Below are 15,732 nucleotides of genomic sequence, written 5' to 3' on the forward strand. Positions count from 1 at the left end.
GCTATTTTTCTTCCAGGCCCAGCTCGGCGGCCACGGTGACCACATCGTTGGACACGTTGACCGGCTGGACATCGCTGCCGTCTTCGGTGCGCAGCGCCCACTGCGGGTCCTTCAGGCCGTGGCCGGTCACCGTGATCACGATGGTCTTTCCGGCGGGGACTTGCCCGGCGGCGTGCTTCTTGATCAGGCCTGCAACGCCGGCGGCGGAACCGGGTTCAACGAAGACGCCTTCCTTGGCGGACAGCCAGCGGTGCGCTGCCAGGATTTCGTCGTCGGTAACCGCTTCGATCAGCCCGCCGGATTCGTCACGGGCGGCGATGGCGCCGTCCCAGGACGCGGGGTTCCCGATCCGGATTGCCGTGGCGATGGTGTCCGGCTCGGTGATGGGGTGGCCGGCGACAAACGGCGCCGCCCCGGCGGCCTGGAAGCCCCACATTTGCGGGGTCCTGGTGGACACGGCAGGAAGGGTGCCGGCAGTGTCGGATTCGAACGGTGCCGAGTACTCCTTGTAGCCCTTCCAGTACGCGGTGATGTTACCGGCATTCCCTACCGGAAGGACGTGGATGTCCGGGGCGTCGCCGAGTGCGTCCACGACTTCGAAAGCGCCGGTTTTCTGCCCCTGGATCCGGGCCGGGTTGACGGAGTTCACCAGGAATACCGGGTAGGACTCCCCCAGCTTCCGGGCGATGTCCAGGCAGTTGTCGAAGTTCCCGTCCACCTGCAGGAGGGTGGCGCCGTGGGCGATCGCCTGGCTGAGCTTGCCCATGGAAATCTTGCCTTCCGGGACGAGCACGGCGCACTTGAGGCCCGCTGCCGTGGCATAGGCCGCCGCGGACGCGGAGGTGTTACCGGTGGAGGCGCACACCACGGCCTCGGCGCCGGAGGCCACCGCGGCAGTCATGGCCATGGTCATGCCCCGGTCCTTGAAGGAACCGGTGGGATTCATGCCTTCCACCTTGAGGTACACGGTGGAACCGGTCAGCTCGGAGAGCTTCTGCGCGTGGACAAGCGGCGTGCCGCCCTCACCGAGGGTGATGACTTTGGTGCTTTCCGTTACGGGCAAACGATCAGCGTATTCGCGGATGACACCGCGCCATTGGTGAGCCACTTAGACTCCTTCTACCCGCAGTACGGATGTAACGGAATTGATGACGTCGAGGCCCTTCACGGCCTGGACGGTTGCTGCCAGTGCAGCTTCGGTTGCGCGGTGGGTGACGATCCGCAGTTCGGCCGATTCCACGTTGGAGTCGGCGTCGCGGTGGATGGTCTGGCGCATGATCTCGATGGACACGCCGTGCTCCGCGAACAGTTGGGCGATCTTTGCCAGCACACCCGGCTGGTCGGCAACGTCAAGGCCGATGTAGTAGCTGGTGTTGACGGCGTCAATCGGCAGGGCGGGGACCTTGCCAATGGTGGTCTCGGTCTGCGCAGGGCCGCCCAGGACAATCCGGCGTGCGGCGGAGACGAGGTCGCCCAGTACGGCCGATGCCGTGGGAGTACCGCCGGCGCCCTGGCCGTAGAACATCAGCTCGCCGGCATTCTCGGCCTCAACGAAGACGGCATTAAAGGCACCGTGGACGGCGGCCAGCGGGTGCTCGCGCGGCAGCAGGGTGGGGTGCACTCGGACAGACACGCCCTCGCTACCGTCTGCGGCGGTCAGCTTCTCAGCAATGGCCAGCAGCTTGATGACGAACCCGGCGTCCTTGGCCGCGGCGATGTCCGCCGCGCTGACGCCGGTGATGCCTTCGCAATGGACGTTTTCGAGGTCAAAACGGGTATGGAAGGACAGCGAGGCGAGGATGGCTGCCTTGGCCGCGGCGTCGAGTCCGCCCACATCGGCGGTGGGGTCCGCCTCCGCGTAGCCCAGGCGCTGCGCCTCGGCCAGGGCGTCCGCGAACGTCGCGCCCGTGGTGTCCATCTGGTCCAGGATGAAGTTGGTGGTGCCGTTCACGATGCCCAGCACCCGGGTAATACGGTCACCGGAGAGGCTGTCGCGGATGGGGCGCAGGATGGGGATGGCGCCGGCCACCGCTGCTTCGTAGGACAGCTGGACGCCTGCTTTGTCCGCAGCTTCATAGAGCGTGGGGCCGTCCTGGGCCAGGAGGGCCTTGTTGCCGGTGACCACGCAGGCCCCGTTCTGGATGGCGGCGAGAATCAGGGAACGGGCAGGTTCGATGCCGCCCATCAGTTCGATCACGAGGTCCGCGTCCTTGACCAAGGTGTCTGCGTCCGTAGTGAAGAGTTCCCGCGGCAGCTCAACGTCACGGGGTGCATCGATGGTGCGTACGGCGATGCCGGTCAGCTCCAGGCGGGCTCCGGTGCGTGCGGCCAGTGCGTCAGCGTCATCAATGAGAATCCGCGCCACCTGGGCCCCAACGTTGCCACAGCCCAGCAGGGCTACCTTCAGGGTTCGCAATTCAGTCATTCAGACTCCCATGTCGCGGTTCAGCAGATCTTGTTCGGTTTCCCCGCGGACAATCAGCCGGGCTGATCCGTCGCGCACAGCGACAACGCCCGGCCGGGCCAGATAGTTGTAGTTGCTGGAGAGGGCCCAGCAGTAGGCGCCGGTCCCCGGTACAGCGAGCAGATCACCGGCTGCCACGTCCTCGGGCAGATATACATCTCTAACAACTATGTCGCCGCTCTCGCAATGTTTGCCCACTACGCGGGACAACTGCGGTGCCGCGCCGGAGGTCCGCGAGGCCACAATCGCCGAATAATCCGCGTCGTAGAGCACCGGGCGGGCGTTGTCGCTCATGCCGCCGTCCACCGACACATAGCGGCGCGGGTACGTAACGTTTTTTGCCGTGTTTCCTGCCTGGTCGGCCGCTGCGCCGTCCGCAGCGGCCGGCGCGTCAACGCGGACGGTCTTGAGCGTTCCCACTTCGTAAAGCGTGAACGTGGAGGTGCCCACGATGGCGCGCCCCGGCTCGATCGAGATCCGGGGGGCCGTGATGCCCAGTTCCTCGCAGGTGGAACGCACGACGGCGGCCATCGCCTGTGCGATCTCTGCGGGAGGCCGTGGGGTGTCCACCGGGGTGTACGCGATGCCGTAACCGCCACCGAGGTCCAGTTCAGGCAGGACGATGGAGTACTTTTCCTGCATTGCAGCCAGGAAACGGAGCAGCTTTACCGCAGCCAGCGCGAAGCCGTCCGGTTCGAAGATCTGTGAGCCGATGTGGCAGTGCAGGCCCAGGAGCTCGATGCCGGCGAAGCCCGTGGCGGCGGCCACGGCCTCCTCCGCCGCGGACAGGCCGGCCTGGTCCGTGGAGTCTTCTGCCATGGAGAGACCGAATTTCTGGTCCTCATGCGCGGTGGCAATGAACTCGTGGGTGTGGGCGTGCACGCCCGGGGTCAGCCGCAGCATGACCCTGGCCGTTTCGCCGCGGGCAGACGCGATCGCGGCGATGCGCTCCAGCTCGGCAAGGCTGTCCACCACGATCCGGCCCAGCTTCATGTCCAGGGCACGGTGGATCTCGGCGTCGGATTTATTGTTTCCGTGCAGGGCGACGTCTGCTCCCGGGATGCCCGCGCGGGCGGCGACGGCGAGTTCCCCGCCGGAGGCGGTGTCCAGGCGCAGCCCTTCCTCCTCCACCCAGCGGACAACCGCGGTGCACAGGAACGACTTCCCGGCGTAGTAGACGTCCACTCCCCCGCAGATGTCGGCGAACGCGTCGTTGAAGGCATCGCTGAAGGCGCGCGCCCGGGCCCGGAAGTCGTTCTCGCTCATCACGAACAGCGGCGTGCCGAACTCATGCTGGAGCTCGCTGACCGGAATGCCGTCAATGGCGAGCTCGCCGGCGTCGTTCCGGGCGACGCCGGCGGCCCACATGGGCTCGTGGAGCGCGTTGAGGTCTGCCGGGACGTCGAGCCACTCCGGGGCCAGGGGGGATGCTTGGTTCAAGGAATTCCCGGGCTGTGCTGACATGGGGGTCACATCCGTTCCGGCGCCGAAACGCCTAGCAGTTCCAGGCCGTTGGCCAGCACCTGGCTCGTGGCATCGTTGAGCCACAGCCGCGTGCGGTTGACGTCGGTGATGGGCTCATCGCCCTGCGGCGCCACGCGGCAGGCGTCATACCAGCGGTGGTAGGCGCCGGCAATGACCTCCAGGTGGCGGGCCACGCGGTGCGGTTCACGCAGCTCGGCGGCCTTGGCCACGATGGAGGGGTAGCTGCCCAGGTACGAGAGCAGTTCATTCTCCGTAGCGTGGTCCAGGAGCGAGGCGTCGAACGCATCTTTTCCATCAACGCGGCGTTCCACTCCGGCAGCCACGGCGTTGCGGGCTGTGCCGCGGGAGCGTGCATGCGCGTACTGCACGTAGAACACCGGGTTCTCGTTGCTGTGCTTCTTCAGCAGCTCGGGATCCAGGGTGAGCGGGGAGTCCGCCGGGAAGCGCGCCAGCGAATAACGGACGGCGTCCTTGCCCAGCCAGGAAATGAGGTCCTTGAGCTCGATGATGTTGCCCGCGCGTTTGGACAGCTTGGCGCCGTTCACCGACACGAGCTGGCCGATCAGCACCTCGATGTTGGCCTCGGGATCGTCTCCGGCGGCAGCGGCGATGGCCTTCAGCCGGTTGATGTAGCCGTGGTGGTCTGCTCCCAGCAGGTAGATCTTCTGATCGAAGCCGCGGTCCTTCTTGGAGAGGTAGTAAGCGGCATCCGCAGCGAAGTAGGTCGGTTCGCCGTTCGCCCGGATCATCACCCGGTCCTTGTCGTCACCGAAGTCCGTGGTGCGCAGCCAGACGGCACCGCCGTCGTCGAACACGTGGCCCTGCTCGCGAAGGCGGGCGACGGCACTTTCGATGGCGCCGGCGTCGTGCAGTTCCTGCTCCGAGAAGTAGACGTCAAAGGCGACGCCGAAGTCGGCGAGGGTGTCCTTGATGTCCTTCATCTGCGCCTTGTACGCGGCGCCACGGATCACCGGCAGCGCCGCGACGTCGGTCAGTTCCCGGATGTCCGGGTGCTCCGTCAGGACGTGGTGGCCCAGCTCGGAAATGTACTCGCCGGGGTAGCCTCCCTCAGGCACCCCGCGTCCGTGCAGCCGGGACAGTACGGAACGGGCGAAGACGTTCATCTGCGATCCGGCGTCATTGATGTAGTACTCGGCAGTGACCTTTGCGCCCGACGCCCGGAGCACCCGTGCGATCGAGTCGCCCAGCGCCGCCCAGCGGGTGTGGCCGATGTGCAGCGGACCGGTGGGGTTGGCGGAGACGAATTCCATGTTGACCACATGCCCGGCGAGCGCCGAGTTGGTACCGTACTCCGGGCCGGCTTCGACGATGGCCTTGGCGAGAGCCCCTGCGGCCGCGGCGTCCACCGTGATGTTCAGGAAGCCCGGGCCGGCGATGTCCACGGCTGAAACGCCGTCGATGGTCGCGAGCCGGGTGCTGAGGACGGTGGCGAACTCCCGGGGGTTGACCCCGGCCTGCTTGGACAGCTGGAGGGCTATGTTCGTGGCCCAGTCGCCGTGGTCCCGGTTCTTCGGCCGCTCCACGCGCACCTCGTCCGGCACGGCGGACGCGGAAAGAGTGATTTCACCGGCGGCGACGGCGTCTTTCAGGCAGGCGGACATGGCGAGGGAGAGTTCTTCGGGAGTCACGCGTCTAGCCTACCGGTGGCCCGCGAAAGCCGCGGAATCGGGGCAAGGCCATGACGCCGATAGCGCGCACAGGAGGGCATGGGCTTGGTCACAGGCTGAACCATTACGCTGATTCCAACGTTGTCCATCCTGTAACTGCCTGCAACTACACGAAACGAGCCCTGCATGAGCTTCCCGGTACGCAAGAGCCTCTTCGTCGGCATCGCCGGCATGTCCCTGATCGGAACCGTAGCCGGCTGCGCGCCGTCCGCCCAGGCACCCGCCGCCCAGTCCGCTGCTGCCACAACCGGCAGCGCCCCGATCGCCGGGACGGGCGCCTCTTCCCCGGGGGCGACCGGCTACAAGGACGGCACGTACAGCGCGGACGGAAATTATGTCTCCCCCAACGGCACGGAAACCGTGGGCGTCGAGCTGACCCTTGCAGGCGGCACGGTCTCCGGCGTAAACATCACCCAGCATCCATCAAACCCCAACACCCGCAAGTTCCAGGGCGAGTTCGCCGGCGGCATCGCGGCGCAGATCGTGGGCAAGAAGCTGGATGAACTGAATGTTTCCGAGGTTGCCGGTTCTTCGCTCACGAGCGGAGGCTTCAACCAGGCCGTGGAGAAGATCAAGGCCGAAGCCCAGTAAGTACCACTGATCCCGCCTACCACGCCAAGAGGAGATAACGTGCCGCACCCGGGCTGGGCAGCGTTCAGTTTCGACGGAATCGGAACCAGCTGGGAGATTTCAACGCCGGGCACCCTGGACGGCGGCCAGCGCCGCCGGCTGCTCGACGTGGTGGAGACGTACGACGCCGCGTGGTCCCGTTTCCGTCCTGACTCGATTGTGGCGCAGGCGGCCAGGGAGCCCGGCCGCTTCCGGATGCCGGACGGTGCAGGCGCGCTGGGCCGCCTGTACCGGAGCCTGTACCGGCTGACGGACGGCGCCATGACGCCGCTGATCGGCGGCAGCCTGGAACAGCTTGGCTACGATCCGGATTATTCGCTCCGGCCGCGCGGAATCCCGCTGCCCGCCCCGCTGTGGGACGAGGTGCTGGACTGGCAGGACACCGTGGTGACCACCAGCGCTCCCGTGGTGCTGGACGTCGGAGCTGCCGGCAAGGGGCAGCTCGCGGATTTGCTTGCCGCGGAACTCCGGTCGCAGGGCATCACGGAACACTTCATCGACGCCAGCGGCGACCTGCTCAATTCCGGCCCCGTGCCCGTGTCCGTGGGCCTGGAGCACCCGTACGATCCCGGCCGCGCCATCGGCACGATCAGCCTGGGCGCGGGAGCCCTGTGCGCCTCGGCAGCCAACCGCAGGGGGTGGGGCGACGGGCTTCACCATGTGCTGGACGGCACCACGGGGGCTCCGGTCAGGACAGTGGTTGCCACGTGGGCACTCGCCGGCAATGCCATGACGGCCGACGCCCTGGCCACGGCGTTGTTCTTCGTTTCCGGCAAGGCGCTTGAGCAGGATTTTGGTTTTTCCTGGCTTACGGTCTTCTCGGACGGAAGCGCCGCCTACTCAGCAGGTTTCGAAGGAGTGTTGTTCGAATGAGTTCCATGATCCAGCGTGCGGACACGTCCTTGAACCGCTTCACCATGTACCGCCTGGTGTTGTGGGTGCTCGCCGTACTTGCCGCGTACAGCCTGCTGCTCAATGTCCTGGGCTGGCTGACGTTCGGCATCCCTGAAATGCTCACGCACCTGGTGCTCTGCCTGGGACTGACCTACGTCTCGAACCGCGGGCTTGCTGCGCTGTTCCATGTCCGGCCGCATTCGGAATCATCCCTGATAACCGGTTTGCTGCTGTATTTCCTGTTCTGGCCCAGTTTTAAGGCGCTGGATATTGGGGGCGTCGCACTCGCCTGCATCCTGGCATCAGCGTCGAAATACGCCTTGGCCTGGCGCGGCAGGCACATTTTCAATCCGGCTGCGGCCGGGGCGTTTGTGACCGGGCTGACCGGCCTTAACATCGCCACGTGGTGGGCGGCCACTCCCGCGATGCTCTTCCTCCTGGTCCCCGGCATCCTGCTGGTGCTCTACCGCACCCGCAAGATGCTCATGGGCGCCGTGTTCACCGTGGTTTCAGTTTCCATCGTGGCCACGGAACTCCTCCGGGCCGGGATGTCGCCGGGCCAGGCACTGTGGCAGCCTCTCGCGCAGCGGCCCGTGCTGTTCTTCGTGGGCTTCATGCTGACCGAACCGCTGACCCTTCCGCCCCGGCGCCGGCAGCAGCTGGCGCTCGCCGCCGTCGTCGGCGTTGTCTTTGCCGTCCCCTACAACCTGGGGTTCGTGGCGAACTCTCCCGAACTGGCCCTGCTGGTGGGGAACCTGCTCGCGTTCCTGGCGGGGCAGCGCGGCGGTATCCGGCTGAACTTCCAGGAGTCGCGGCCCATGACGCCGACGACGACGGAATTCAGCTTCCTGCCCGACCGCGCGGTGCGGTTCGTGCCCGGACAGTACATCGAGCTGCACCTGCCCCATGGCAGGTCGGACGGCAAGGGCCTGCGGAGGGTCTTCAGCCTGACCAGCGCCCCGGACGCACAGGACGTGACGATCGGCGTGGGCACGGCCGAGCCCGTGTCCGCCGCCAAGCGTGCCCTGCTCGCGCTGCGGCCCGGGGACTCCGTGACGGCCACCACGGTGGGTGGCGACTTCGTCCTCCCGGACGGGTCCCGCGGGCCGGTCCTGCTGGTGGCGGCCGGCATCGGCATCACCCCCTACCTTGCCCAGCTCGCCGCAGGTGCGGCCAGGAACCGGGACGTCGTCCTGCTGTACCTGGCAAAGTCGGCGGCAGAACTCGCCTACGCGGATGCGCTGGAACAGTCCGGCGCCCGGGTCATTGCCCGGCTCTCCGACGGTTCCGCGCCGCCGCCGTTCATGGAGGACGCCAGCACGGTCTCCCCGCCGCCGGAGCGGATCGACGGCGCGGCCCTCAAGGAACTGGTTCCGGACATTGCCGCCCGCGAAGTGTTCATTTCCGGCTCGCCCGCCAGCGTCCGCTCGCTCCGGGCTGCCGCCCGCAGTGCAGGTGCGCGGCGGATCCGTACCGATTCGTTTTCCGGATACTGAACGCCGATTTTCCTTTGAAGGCCACCTTCCTGCTAAGCTCTAGGACGTCCCGCCGGAAACGGCAGGAAACCCTGATTGCCCTCGTAGCTCAGGGGATAGAGCGTCTGCCTCCGGAGCAGAAGGTCGTAGGTTCGAATCCTATCGAGGGCACAGACAAACCCCGCCAGCCCAGCTGGCGGGGTTTCCTGCTTAAGGCGTGTCCCGCCGCAATGTCGTAACCCCCTCGTAGGCTGTCTTCATCGCCGACGAGTAAAGGGGACATATATGTACTGCTCCATCATCCCGCCCTACATGCTGCGGCGCCTTGCGGCACAGCACGAACCCCGCCTGTACGCGGTGGCCCGGGCGGCGAAGGAAGCCCTGCTTCATATCAGGTCCATCCAGGCCAGCCGCGCGCTTCCGCTGCCGGCAGTCCCGTCCGGTATCCGGCAGCTGAAGCCAGGTCCGCCGAACCGCACCGTGTATGACGCCGGGACCTCCGAGTCCCTTCCCGGCCAGCTGGTCCGCAGGGAGGGTGAACCCGCCACGGGAGACCCCTCGGCGGATGAGGCCTACGACGGACTGGGACACACCCACCGGCTTTACGCAGAGGCCTTCGGCCGGAACTCGATCGACGGCCAGGGGCTCGCCCTGGATGCCAGCGTGCATTTTGGGAAGCTCTACGACAACGCCTTCTGGGACGGACACCAGATGGTGTTCGGGGACGGCGACGGCGAAATCTTCCAGCGTTTCACTCGGTCCCTGAGCGTCATTGGCCACGAGCTGGCGCACGGCGTGACGCAGCATTCCGCCGGACTCGTCTACCGGAACCAGGCCGGTGCCATCAACGAATCGCTGTCGGACGTGTTCGGCGCACTGGTGGAACAGTACCTCGCGCAGCAGTCGGCATCGGAGGCCAGCTGGCTGATCGGGGAAAACCTGTTCACCGACAAGGTACAAGGCTCAGCCCTGAGGTCGTTGAAGGCTCCCGGCACCGCGTACGACGACGACGTGCTGGGCAAGGATCCCCAGCCGGACTCCATGGATTCCTACGTCCGGACCAGCGCGGACAACGGCGGCGTGCACATCAACTCCGGCATCCCCAACCGCGCGTTCTACCTCGTGGCGTCGGCACTTGGCGGCAACGCCTGGGAAACCCCGGGCCGGATCTGGTACGACGCCCTTACCGGAGGTTCGCTGCCTGCCAACGCAACGTTTACCAAGTTCGCCAAGGCCACGGCCGCGTCCGCCGCAGAACTGTTCGGCGCCGCTTCCCCGGAACATGACGCCGTCCGGAAGGCGTGGGAAACTGTGAAGGTAAAGCTGTAACTGGGATCGCCGCCGGAGCGGTCAGCCGGCGGCCAGGCAGTACAGGAAGCACAGGAAACCAGGCCATGAAGATCACTGTCCAGCGCAGCGGCGGGATTGCTGCGCTCAAGCGGGTGTGGAGCATCCAGGCCACGACCCCCACCGACAAGAGCCGCTGGGAGCCGCTTGTGGAGGCCTGCCCGTGGGACGCCGTGCCGCGCACGGCCGAGGCGGGCGGCCAGCCGGACCGGTTTATGTATTCGATCAAAGCCGGCCAGCACCGCGCCACCCTCCCGGAACAGGCCGTCACCGGCCCGTGGCGCGTCCTTGTCGACAACACCAGGGCAGCGGCCGAGGCTGCAAGGAACGGCGAGCGCCGTCCGGATTAGCAACGCCCCGTCTTCACGTGCCCTGCCCCACCCGCCCTGTCTTCAGGTGCCGGGTGCTAGACGGCGGGTTCCAGGTGGCCGCGGAAGGCCCGCCGGTAGGATTGCGGACTCGTCGCCAGCACTTTGCCGAAATGGTGCCGGAGCAGCACGGAATGGCCGAACCCCGCCTCCCGGGCAATCTCGTCGATGTTGAGCTCCGTTGATTCCAGCAACTCCTGCGCCCGCAGCACCCGCTGGGAGTTGAGCCACGCAGCAGGCGTGGCGCCAGTTTCGGCCCGGAAGCGGCGCGCGAAAGTCCGCGGCGACATGTGGACCCGCGCCGCGAGCTCATTGACTGTGTGGTCGTGTTCGAGGTTCCGGACCATCCACTGCAGCAGTTCCTCCATGGGCTGTGACCCGCAGGACGGAATGGGCCGGTCGATGAACTGGGCCTGCCCGCCGTCGCGGTGGGGCGGGACCACCATGTCGCGGGCGATGCTCGCTGCCACGCCGGCTCCGAGTTCCACGCGCACCAAGTGGAGGCAGGCGTCGATGCCCGCCGCGGTCCCGGCGCTGCTGATGATCCGGCCGTCCTGTACGTACAGGACATTCTCGTCCACCAGCGCCGCCGGGTAGCGGCTGGCCAGTTCCCGGGAAAAGTGCCAGTGCGTGGTGCAGCGGCGGCCGTCGAGCAGGCCGGCACGCGCCAGGGCAAAAGCGCCCGAACAGATGGACATCACCCAGGCTCCGCGCGAATGGGCGGCCCGCAGCGCATCCAGCACCGTTTCAGGGACGTCCTGGTCATGGCCGTAGGGAGCCATGATCACCAGGTCGGCATCCGCAGCCGCCTCCAGGCCCAGGTCGACGTGCATGGTCAGCCCTGACTTGAGCCGGACATCACCCGGCTCCGGCGTGCAGACCCGGAAATCGAAGGCCGGCACACCGCTCCCCCGCGCCGACCTGTCAATGCCGAACACCTCGAAGGCGGTCCCGAACTCGAAGATGGAGAAGTTGGGTACGACAATCACTGCCACTGAGTTGAGCATGCTTCCATTGTGGCAGAAATTAGAGCTTTTTGGGCATTTCTGCCACTGTTCTGCCGAAGGTAACGGGAGAAACATAGAGGCATGGAAACCTTCGGAGTTGTACTCATCGTCCTGTTGCTCATCGTCCTTCCGGCCACCATCGCCGCACTCCTCAAAGACGGTCGGGGCCACACTCCTCCCGAACGCTCGGAGCAGGACTGGTCCGCGCTGGACCTGCCAAGCATCAGCTACACCCTGCGGAACTACTGACAGCGGTGACGCCCGGATTCCGTTTCACCCCGGACAGCGGGCACAAGAACAAGGAAGGACCCGGCCCGCCTATGGGCCGGGTCCTTCGCCGTAGGACAACAGAACGCAGCAGCCGGCCCCGGCCGCAGTAGACTGTGTCCAGCCATGACTTTTCATATTTCCTACCCCGCCGAGCTGCCGGTTTCCGAGCGCCGCGAGGACCTGATGGCCGCCATCGCGGCCAACCAGGTGACGATCATCGCCGGCGAGACCGGCTCCGGCAAGACCACCCAGATCCCCAAGATGTGCCTGGAACTGGGCCTGGGCGAGAACGGACTGATCGGCCACACCCAGCCGCGCCGCCTTGCGGCCCGGACCGTGGCGGAGCGCATTGCCGAGGAACTCGGCGTCGAGATCGGCCAGGAGGTGGGCTTCCAGGTCCGCTTCACCGGCGAGGTCAGCCGGTCCACCAAGGTCAAGCTCATGACGGACGGCATCCTGCTGGCGGAAATCCAGCGGGACAAGCTGCTGCGCAAGTACAACGCCATCATCATCGACGAGGCCCACGAGCGAAGCCTCAACATCGACTTCATCCTCGGGTACCTCAAGCGGATCCTGCCGCAGCGCCCCGACCTGAAAATCATCATCACCTCCGCCACCATCGATCCCGAACGGTTCGCCAAGCACTTCGGCACCGAGGAGGAGCCCTCCCCGATCATCGAGGTGTCCGGACGGACATTCCCGGTGGAAATCCGGTACCGGCCGCTGTCCCAGCCGGCGGGCGGGGTGCCCGGCAGCGGAGACGATGACGAAGCTGTCGCGGCCTCCGACGACGAACTCGAGGAGGACCGTGACCCGCTTGACGCCGTCTGCGACGCCGTCGACGAGCTGGCGCTCGAAGCGCCGGGCGACATCCTTATCTTCTTCTCCGGCGAGCGCGAAATCCGGGACGCCGCCGAAGCGCTCAACGCCCGGATCCAGTCCAACCGGCGGCTGGCCGGCACGGAGGTTCTCCCCCTCTTCGCCCGGCTGAGCCTGCAGGAACAGCACAAGGTTTTCCACCCCGGCAGCAAACGACGGATCGTGCTGGCCACCAACGTCGCTGAGACGTCCCTCACCGTGCCCGGCATCAAGTACGTTGTGGACACCGGCACGGCGCGCATCTCGCGTTACTCCCACCGGACCAAAGTGCAGCGGCTGCCGATCGAACGTGTGTCCCAGGCTTCGGCCAACCAGCGTTCCGGCCGCTGCGGCCGCGTGTCCGACGGCATCGCCATCCGGCTCTACTCGGAAGACGACTTCGAGTCCAGGCCGCAGTTCACCGACCCGGAGATCCTGCGCACCAACCTCGCGGCAGTCATCCTGCAGATGACCGCCATGGGGGTGGCCCGCGGGCCCAAGGACGTGGAGAACTTCCCTTTCGTGGAGCCTCCGGATTCACGCGCCATCAACGACGGCGTCACGCTCCTGCGCGAACTCGGCGCCCTGAGCGCCGCCCGTCCGCAGGGCGCCGCGGGCGCTGCCGCTGGCAGGAACGGCGGCGGACTGACCGCCGTCGGGCAAAAGCTCGCCCAGCTGCCGGTGGACCCGCGGCTGGGCCGGATGATCGTTGAGGCGGGCAAACGCGGCTGCGTCCGCGAGGTCATGATCCTCGCCGCTGCGCTCACCATCCAGGACCCGCGCGAGCGCCCGACCGACAAGCAGCAGCTCGCCGCGGAGAAGCATGCGCGGTTCCGGGACGAGAACTCGGACTTCACCGGTTTCCTGAACCTCTGGAACTACCTCCAGGAGAAGCAGCAGGAACTGTCCTCCACGGCCTTCCGCCGGCTCTGCCGCGCCGAGTACATCAACTACCTGCGGGTGCGGGAATGGCAGGACCTCTTCGCCCAGCTTCGTCAGCTTGCCCGCCCGCTGGGCATCAGCCTGGACAACAAGCGGCTGGCCGACCCCGTGGGCAACCATGAGGGAATCCATATAAGCCTGCTCTCCGGCCTGCTGAGCCACATCGGCATTCTCGACGAGCGCAAGCGCGAATACGCCGGCGCCCGCGGCAGCCGCTTCGCGATCTTCCCAGGCTCGGCGCTGTTCAAGAAGTCCCCCACCTTTGTGATGGCCGCCGAGCTGGTGGAAACGAGCCGGCTGTGGGCCCGCGTCGCCGCGAAATTCGATCCGCTCTGGGCCGAACAGGTGGCGCCGGACCTGGTCAAGCGCAGCTACAGTGAGCCGCACTGGTCCAAGAAGATGGGCTCCGTGATGGCCCACGAAAAGGTCACCCTGTATGGAGTGCCCATCATCCCCAGCCGCCGGATCAACTACGGCAAGGTGGATCCGGAGCTGTGCCGGGAACTCTTCATCCGGCATGCCCTCGTCGAGGGCGACTGGCAGACCCACCACAAGTTCTTCCACCGCAACCGTGCCCTGCTCCAGGAGATCGAAGAGCTTGAGGCGCGGATGCGGCGCCGGGACATCCTGGTGGACGACGAGACACTCTTCGAGTTCTACGACGCCCGGATCGGCAAGGACGTGGTGTCGGAGCGGCACTTCGACAAGTGGTGGAAGGAAGCACGCCAGCAGGACCCCGCCCTGCTGGACTTCGACCAGTCCCTGCTGATCAGCGAAGACGCCGACGCGCTGGATGATTCGGCCTACCCGAAAACCTGGCTGCACAAGGGCTTCGAGCTTCCGCTGAGCTACGAATTCCATCCGGTGGCGCCCGGCTCGCCGCCCAACCCGTCCGACGGCGTCACCGCCGAGGTTCCGGTGCTCTTCCTGAACCAGCTCGACGACGCCGCCTTCCGCTGGCTCATCCCCGGCCAGCGCGTGGAACTGGTCACGGCCCTGATCAAGTCGCTGCCCAAGCAGGTGCGGAAGAACTTCGTGCCCGCCCCGGACGTCGCCCGCCAGGCGGTGGCGGCACTGGAGGCGGACTTCGATCCGACCGCCGACGATCTCGAACCTTCACTGGAACTGGTCCTCCGCCGGATCCGCGGACAGGTCATTCCGCCGGGTTCGTGGAACTGGGATGCGGTGCCCGCCCACCTCAGGGTGAGCTTCCGCGTGGTTGATGCCCAGGGCAAGGTCCTGGATGAGGGCAAGGACCTCGCGGCACTGCAGGAACGGCTGGCCCCGGCCACCCGGCGGGCGATCGCCGAATCCCTGGGGGCAACCCCAGTGACGACAGCCCCGAAGGGTGCACAGGGCAGGAAGTCGGCGGAGGCACCGAAGAACACCGGCACCTTCACGCCGTCCCCAAACGGTGCTGTCGCACCCGGCTTCGCGGAGAAGGCGGGGCTGACGGACTGGACCTTCGGAACCGTCCAGCGACAGGTCCAGGGCATGGTGAAAGGACACACCGTCACCGGCTACCCCGCTTTGGTCGACGAGGGCACGTCCGTTGCACTGCGGCTGTTCCAGACCCCCTCCGAACAGGAACAGGCCATGCGCGGCGGCGTCATCCGCCTGCTCGTGCTGAAGGTGCCCGCGCCGGACCGGTATGTCCTGGAGCACCTGAACAACACCGAGAAACTGACTTTCAGCCAGAATCCGCACGGTTCGGTGTCCGCCCTGATCGCGGACTGCGCGCTGGCCGCGATCGACAAGCTCACGCCGGCCGAACTGCCGTGGGACGAGGCGTCCTTCAAGGCCCTGTACGAACAGGTCCGGGCCGAACTCATCGACACAGTGTTCACGGTCACCGCGGTAGTCGAGCGCATCCTTGCCAGCACGCGACGGATCGAGAAGCAGCTGAAGGGCACCACGAGCCTGGCCCTTATCAGCGCACTCAACGATGTGAAGAGCCAGCTCGAGCAACTCGTCTTCCCGGGCTTTGTGGCACGCACGGGCTACGCCCAACTCAGCCAGCTGCCGCGTTACCTGGCCGCGATTGAGAAGCGCCTGGAGAAACTGCCCGGCAACGTCCAGCGGGATGCCCTGCACATGGCCGCGGTGCAGGCATTGGAAGACGACTACGATGACGCCGTTTCGGCGCTTCTGCCCGGGCGGCGTGCGGGCGCTGAGTTAACGCAGGTGCGCTGGATGATCGAGGAGCTGAGGGTGAGCTTCTTCGCCGTCGAACTCGGGACAGCCTATTCGGTCTCCGAGAAGCGGATCCGGGCGGTATTGAACAAGGCTCTGGCCCCGGCGTAG

Annotated in this window: 12 protein-coding genes and 1 tRNA gene; 8 read left to right on the plus strand and 5 right to left on the minus strand. The window is 66.5% G+C overall.

Features of this window, described 5'->3' with window-relative positions; all coding sequences use genetic code 11:
* Position 1: 1 nt before the first annotated feature.
* Genes thrC through argS form a run of 4 tightly spaced genes read right to left on the minus strand, consistent with a single transcriptional unit; the run spans position 2 to position 5,598 of the window.
* The gene (gene thrC / locus ARTH_RS13315) at positions 2-1,108 is read right to left on the minus strand and encodes a threonine synthase (protein WP_011692463.1); all 1,107 of its coding nucleotides are present in this window, start codon (positions 1,106-1,108) and stop codon (positions 2-4) included.
* The gene (locus ARTH_RS13320) at positions 1,109-2,425 is read right to left on the minus strand and encodes a homoserine dehydrogenase (protein WP_011692464.1); all 1,317 of its coding nucleotides are present in this window, start codon (positions 2,423-2,425) and stop codon (positions 1,109-1,111) included. It lies immediately after the preceding gene.
* Positions 2,426-3,928, minus strand: a complete 1,503-nt coding sequence (locus ARTH_RS13325) for a diaminopimelate decarboxylase family protein (RefSeq protein WP_011692465.1) — start codon at positions 3,926-3,928, stop codon at positions 2,426-2,428. It lies immediately after the preceding gene.
* 5 nt (positions 3,929-3,933) lie between these two features.
* Positions 3,934-5,598, minus strand: a complete 1,665-nt coding sequence (gene argS, locus ARTH_RS13330) for an arginine--tRNA ligase (RefSeq protein ID WP_011692466.1) — start codon at positions 5,596-5,598, stop codon at positions 3,934-3,936.
* A 165-nt stretch (positions 5,599-5,763) separates the two neighbouring features.
* Between argS and ARTH_RS13335 the strand changes: the two genes are divergently transcribed.
* The 6 genes from ARTH_RS13335 to ARTH_RS13360 all read left to right on the plus strand — a co-directional run bounded on the left by ARTH_RS13335 (position 5,764) and on the right by ARTH_RS13360 (position 10,333).
* Positions 5,764-6,228 (plus strand): FMN-binding protein, encoded by a 465-nt coding sequence (locus ARTH_RS13335; RefSeq protein ID WP_011692467.1) that lies wholly within the window; start codon positions 5,764-5,766, stop codon positions 6,226-6,228.
* A gap of 39 nt (positions 6,229-6,267) precedes the next feature.
* A complete protein-coding gene (locus ARTH_RS13340) occupies positions 6,268-7,140 on the plus strand; it encodes an FAD:protein FMN transferase (RefSeq protein ID WP_011692468.1) in 873 nt (290 codons plus the stop codon).
* 5 nt (positions 7,141-7,145) lie between these two features.
* Positions 7,146-8,657, plus strand: coding sequence for an FAD-dependent oxidoreductase (locus ARTH_RS13345; RefSeq protein ID WP_011692469.1), 1,512 nt, complete (start codon positions 7,146-7,148; stop codon positions 8,655-8,657).
* 77 nt (positions 8,658-8,734) lie between these two features.
* Positions 8,735-8,807 (plus strand) — tRNA-Arg (locus ARTH_RS13350).
* A gap of 114 nt (positions 8,808-8,921) precedes the next feature.
* Positions 8,922-9,965 (plus strand): M4 family metallopeptidase, encoded by a 1,044-nt coding sequence (locus tag ARTH_RS13355; RefSeq protein WP_011692470.1) that lies wholly within the window; start codon positions 8,922-8,924, stop codon positions 9,963-9,965.
* Positions 9,966-10,030: 65 nt separating this feature from the next.
* Positions 10,031-10,333 carry a protealysin inhibitor emfourin gene (locus tag ARTH_RS13360; protein ID WP_011692471.1) on the plus strand — a complete coding sequence of 101 codons (303 nt, stop codon included), beginning with the start codon at positions 10,031-10,033 and terminating at the stop codon, positions 10,331-10,333.
* Between the two features lie 56 nt (positions 10,334-10,389).
* On the opposite strand, the gene ARTH_RS13365 is transcribed toward ARTH_RS13360, so the two are convergent.
* Positions 10,390-11,358, minus strand: coding sequence for a GlxA family transcriptional regulator (locus ARTH_RS13365; protein ID WP_043429879.1), 969 nt, complete (start codon positions 11,356-11,358; stop codon positions 10,390-10,392).
* 81 nt (positions 11,359-11,439) lie between these two features.
* On the opposite strand from ARTH_RS13365, the gene ARTH_RS24110 reads away from it, so the two are divergent.
* On the plus strand, positions 11,440-11,607 hold the full coding sequence (locus ARTH_RS24110) for a hypothetical protein (protein WP_198011511.1): 168 nt from the start codon (positions 11,440-11,442) through the stop codon (positions 11,605-11,607).
* A gap of 144 nt (positions 11,608-11,751) precedes the next feature.
* Positions 11,752-15,732 (plus strand): ATP-dependent RNA helicase HrpA, encoded by a 3,981-nt coding sequence (gene hrpA, locus ARTH_RS13370; RefSeq protein WP_011692473.1) that lies wholly within the window; start codon positions 11,752-11,754, stop codon positions 15,730-15,732.

Origin of the sequence: Arthrobacter sp. FB24 (genome assembly GCF_000196235.1) — a bacterium.
Classification (GTDB): Bacteria; Actinomycetota; Actinomycetes; order Actinomycetales; family Micrococcaceae; genus Arthrobacter.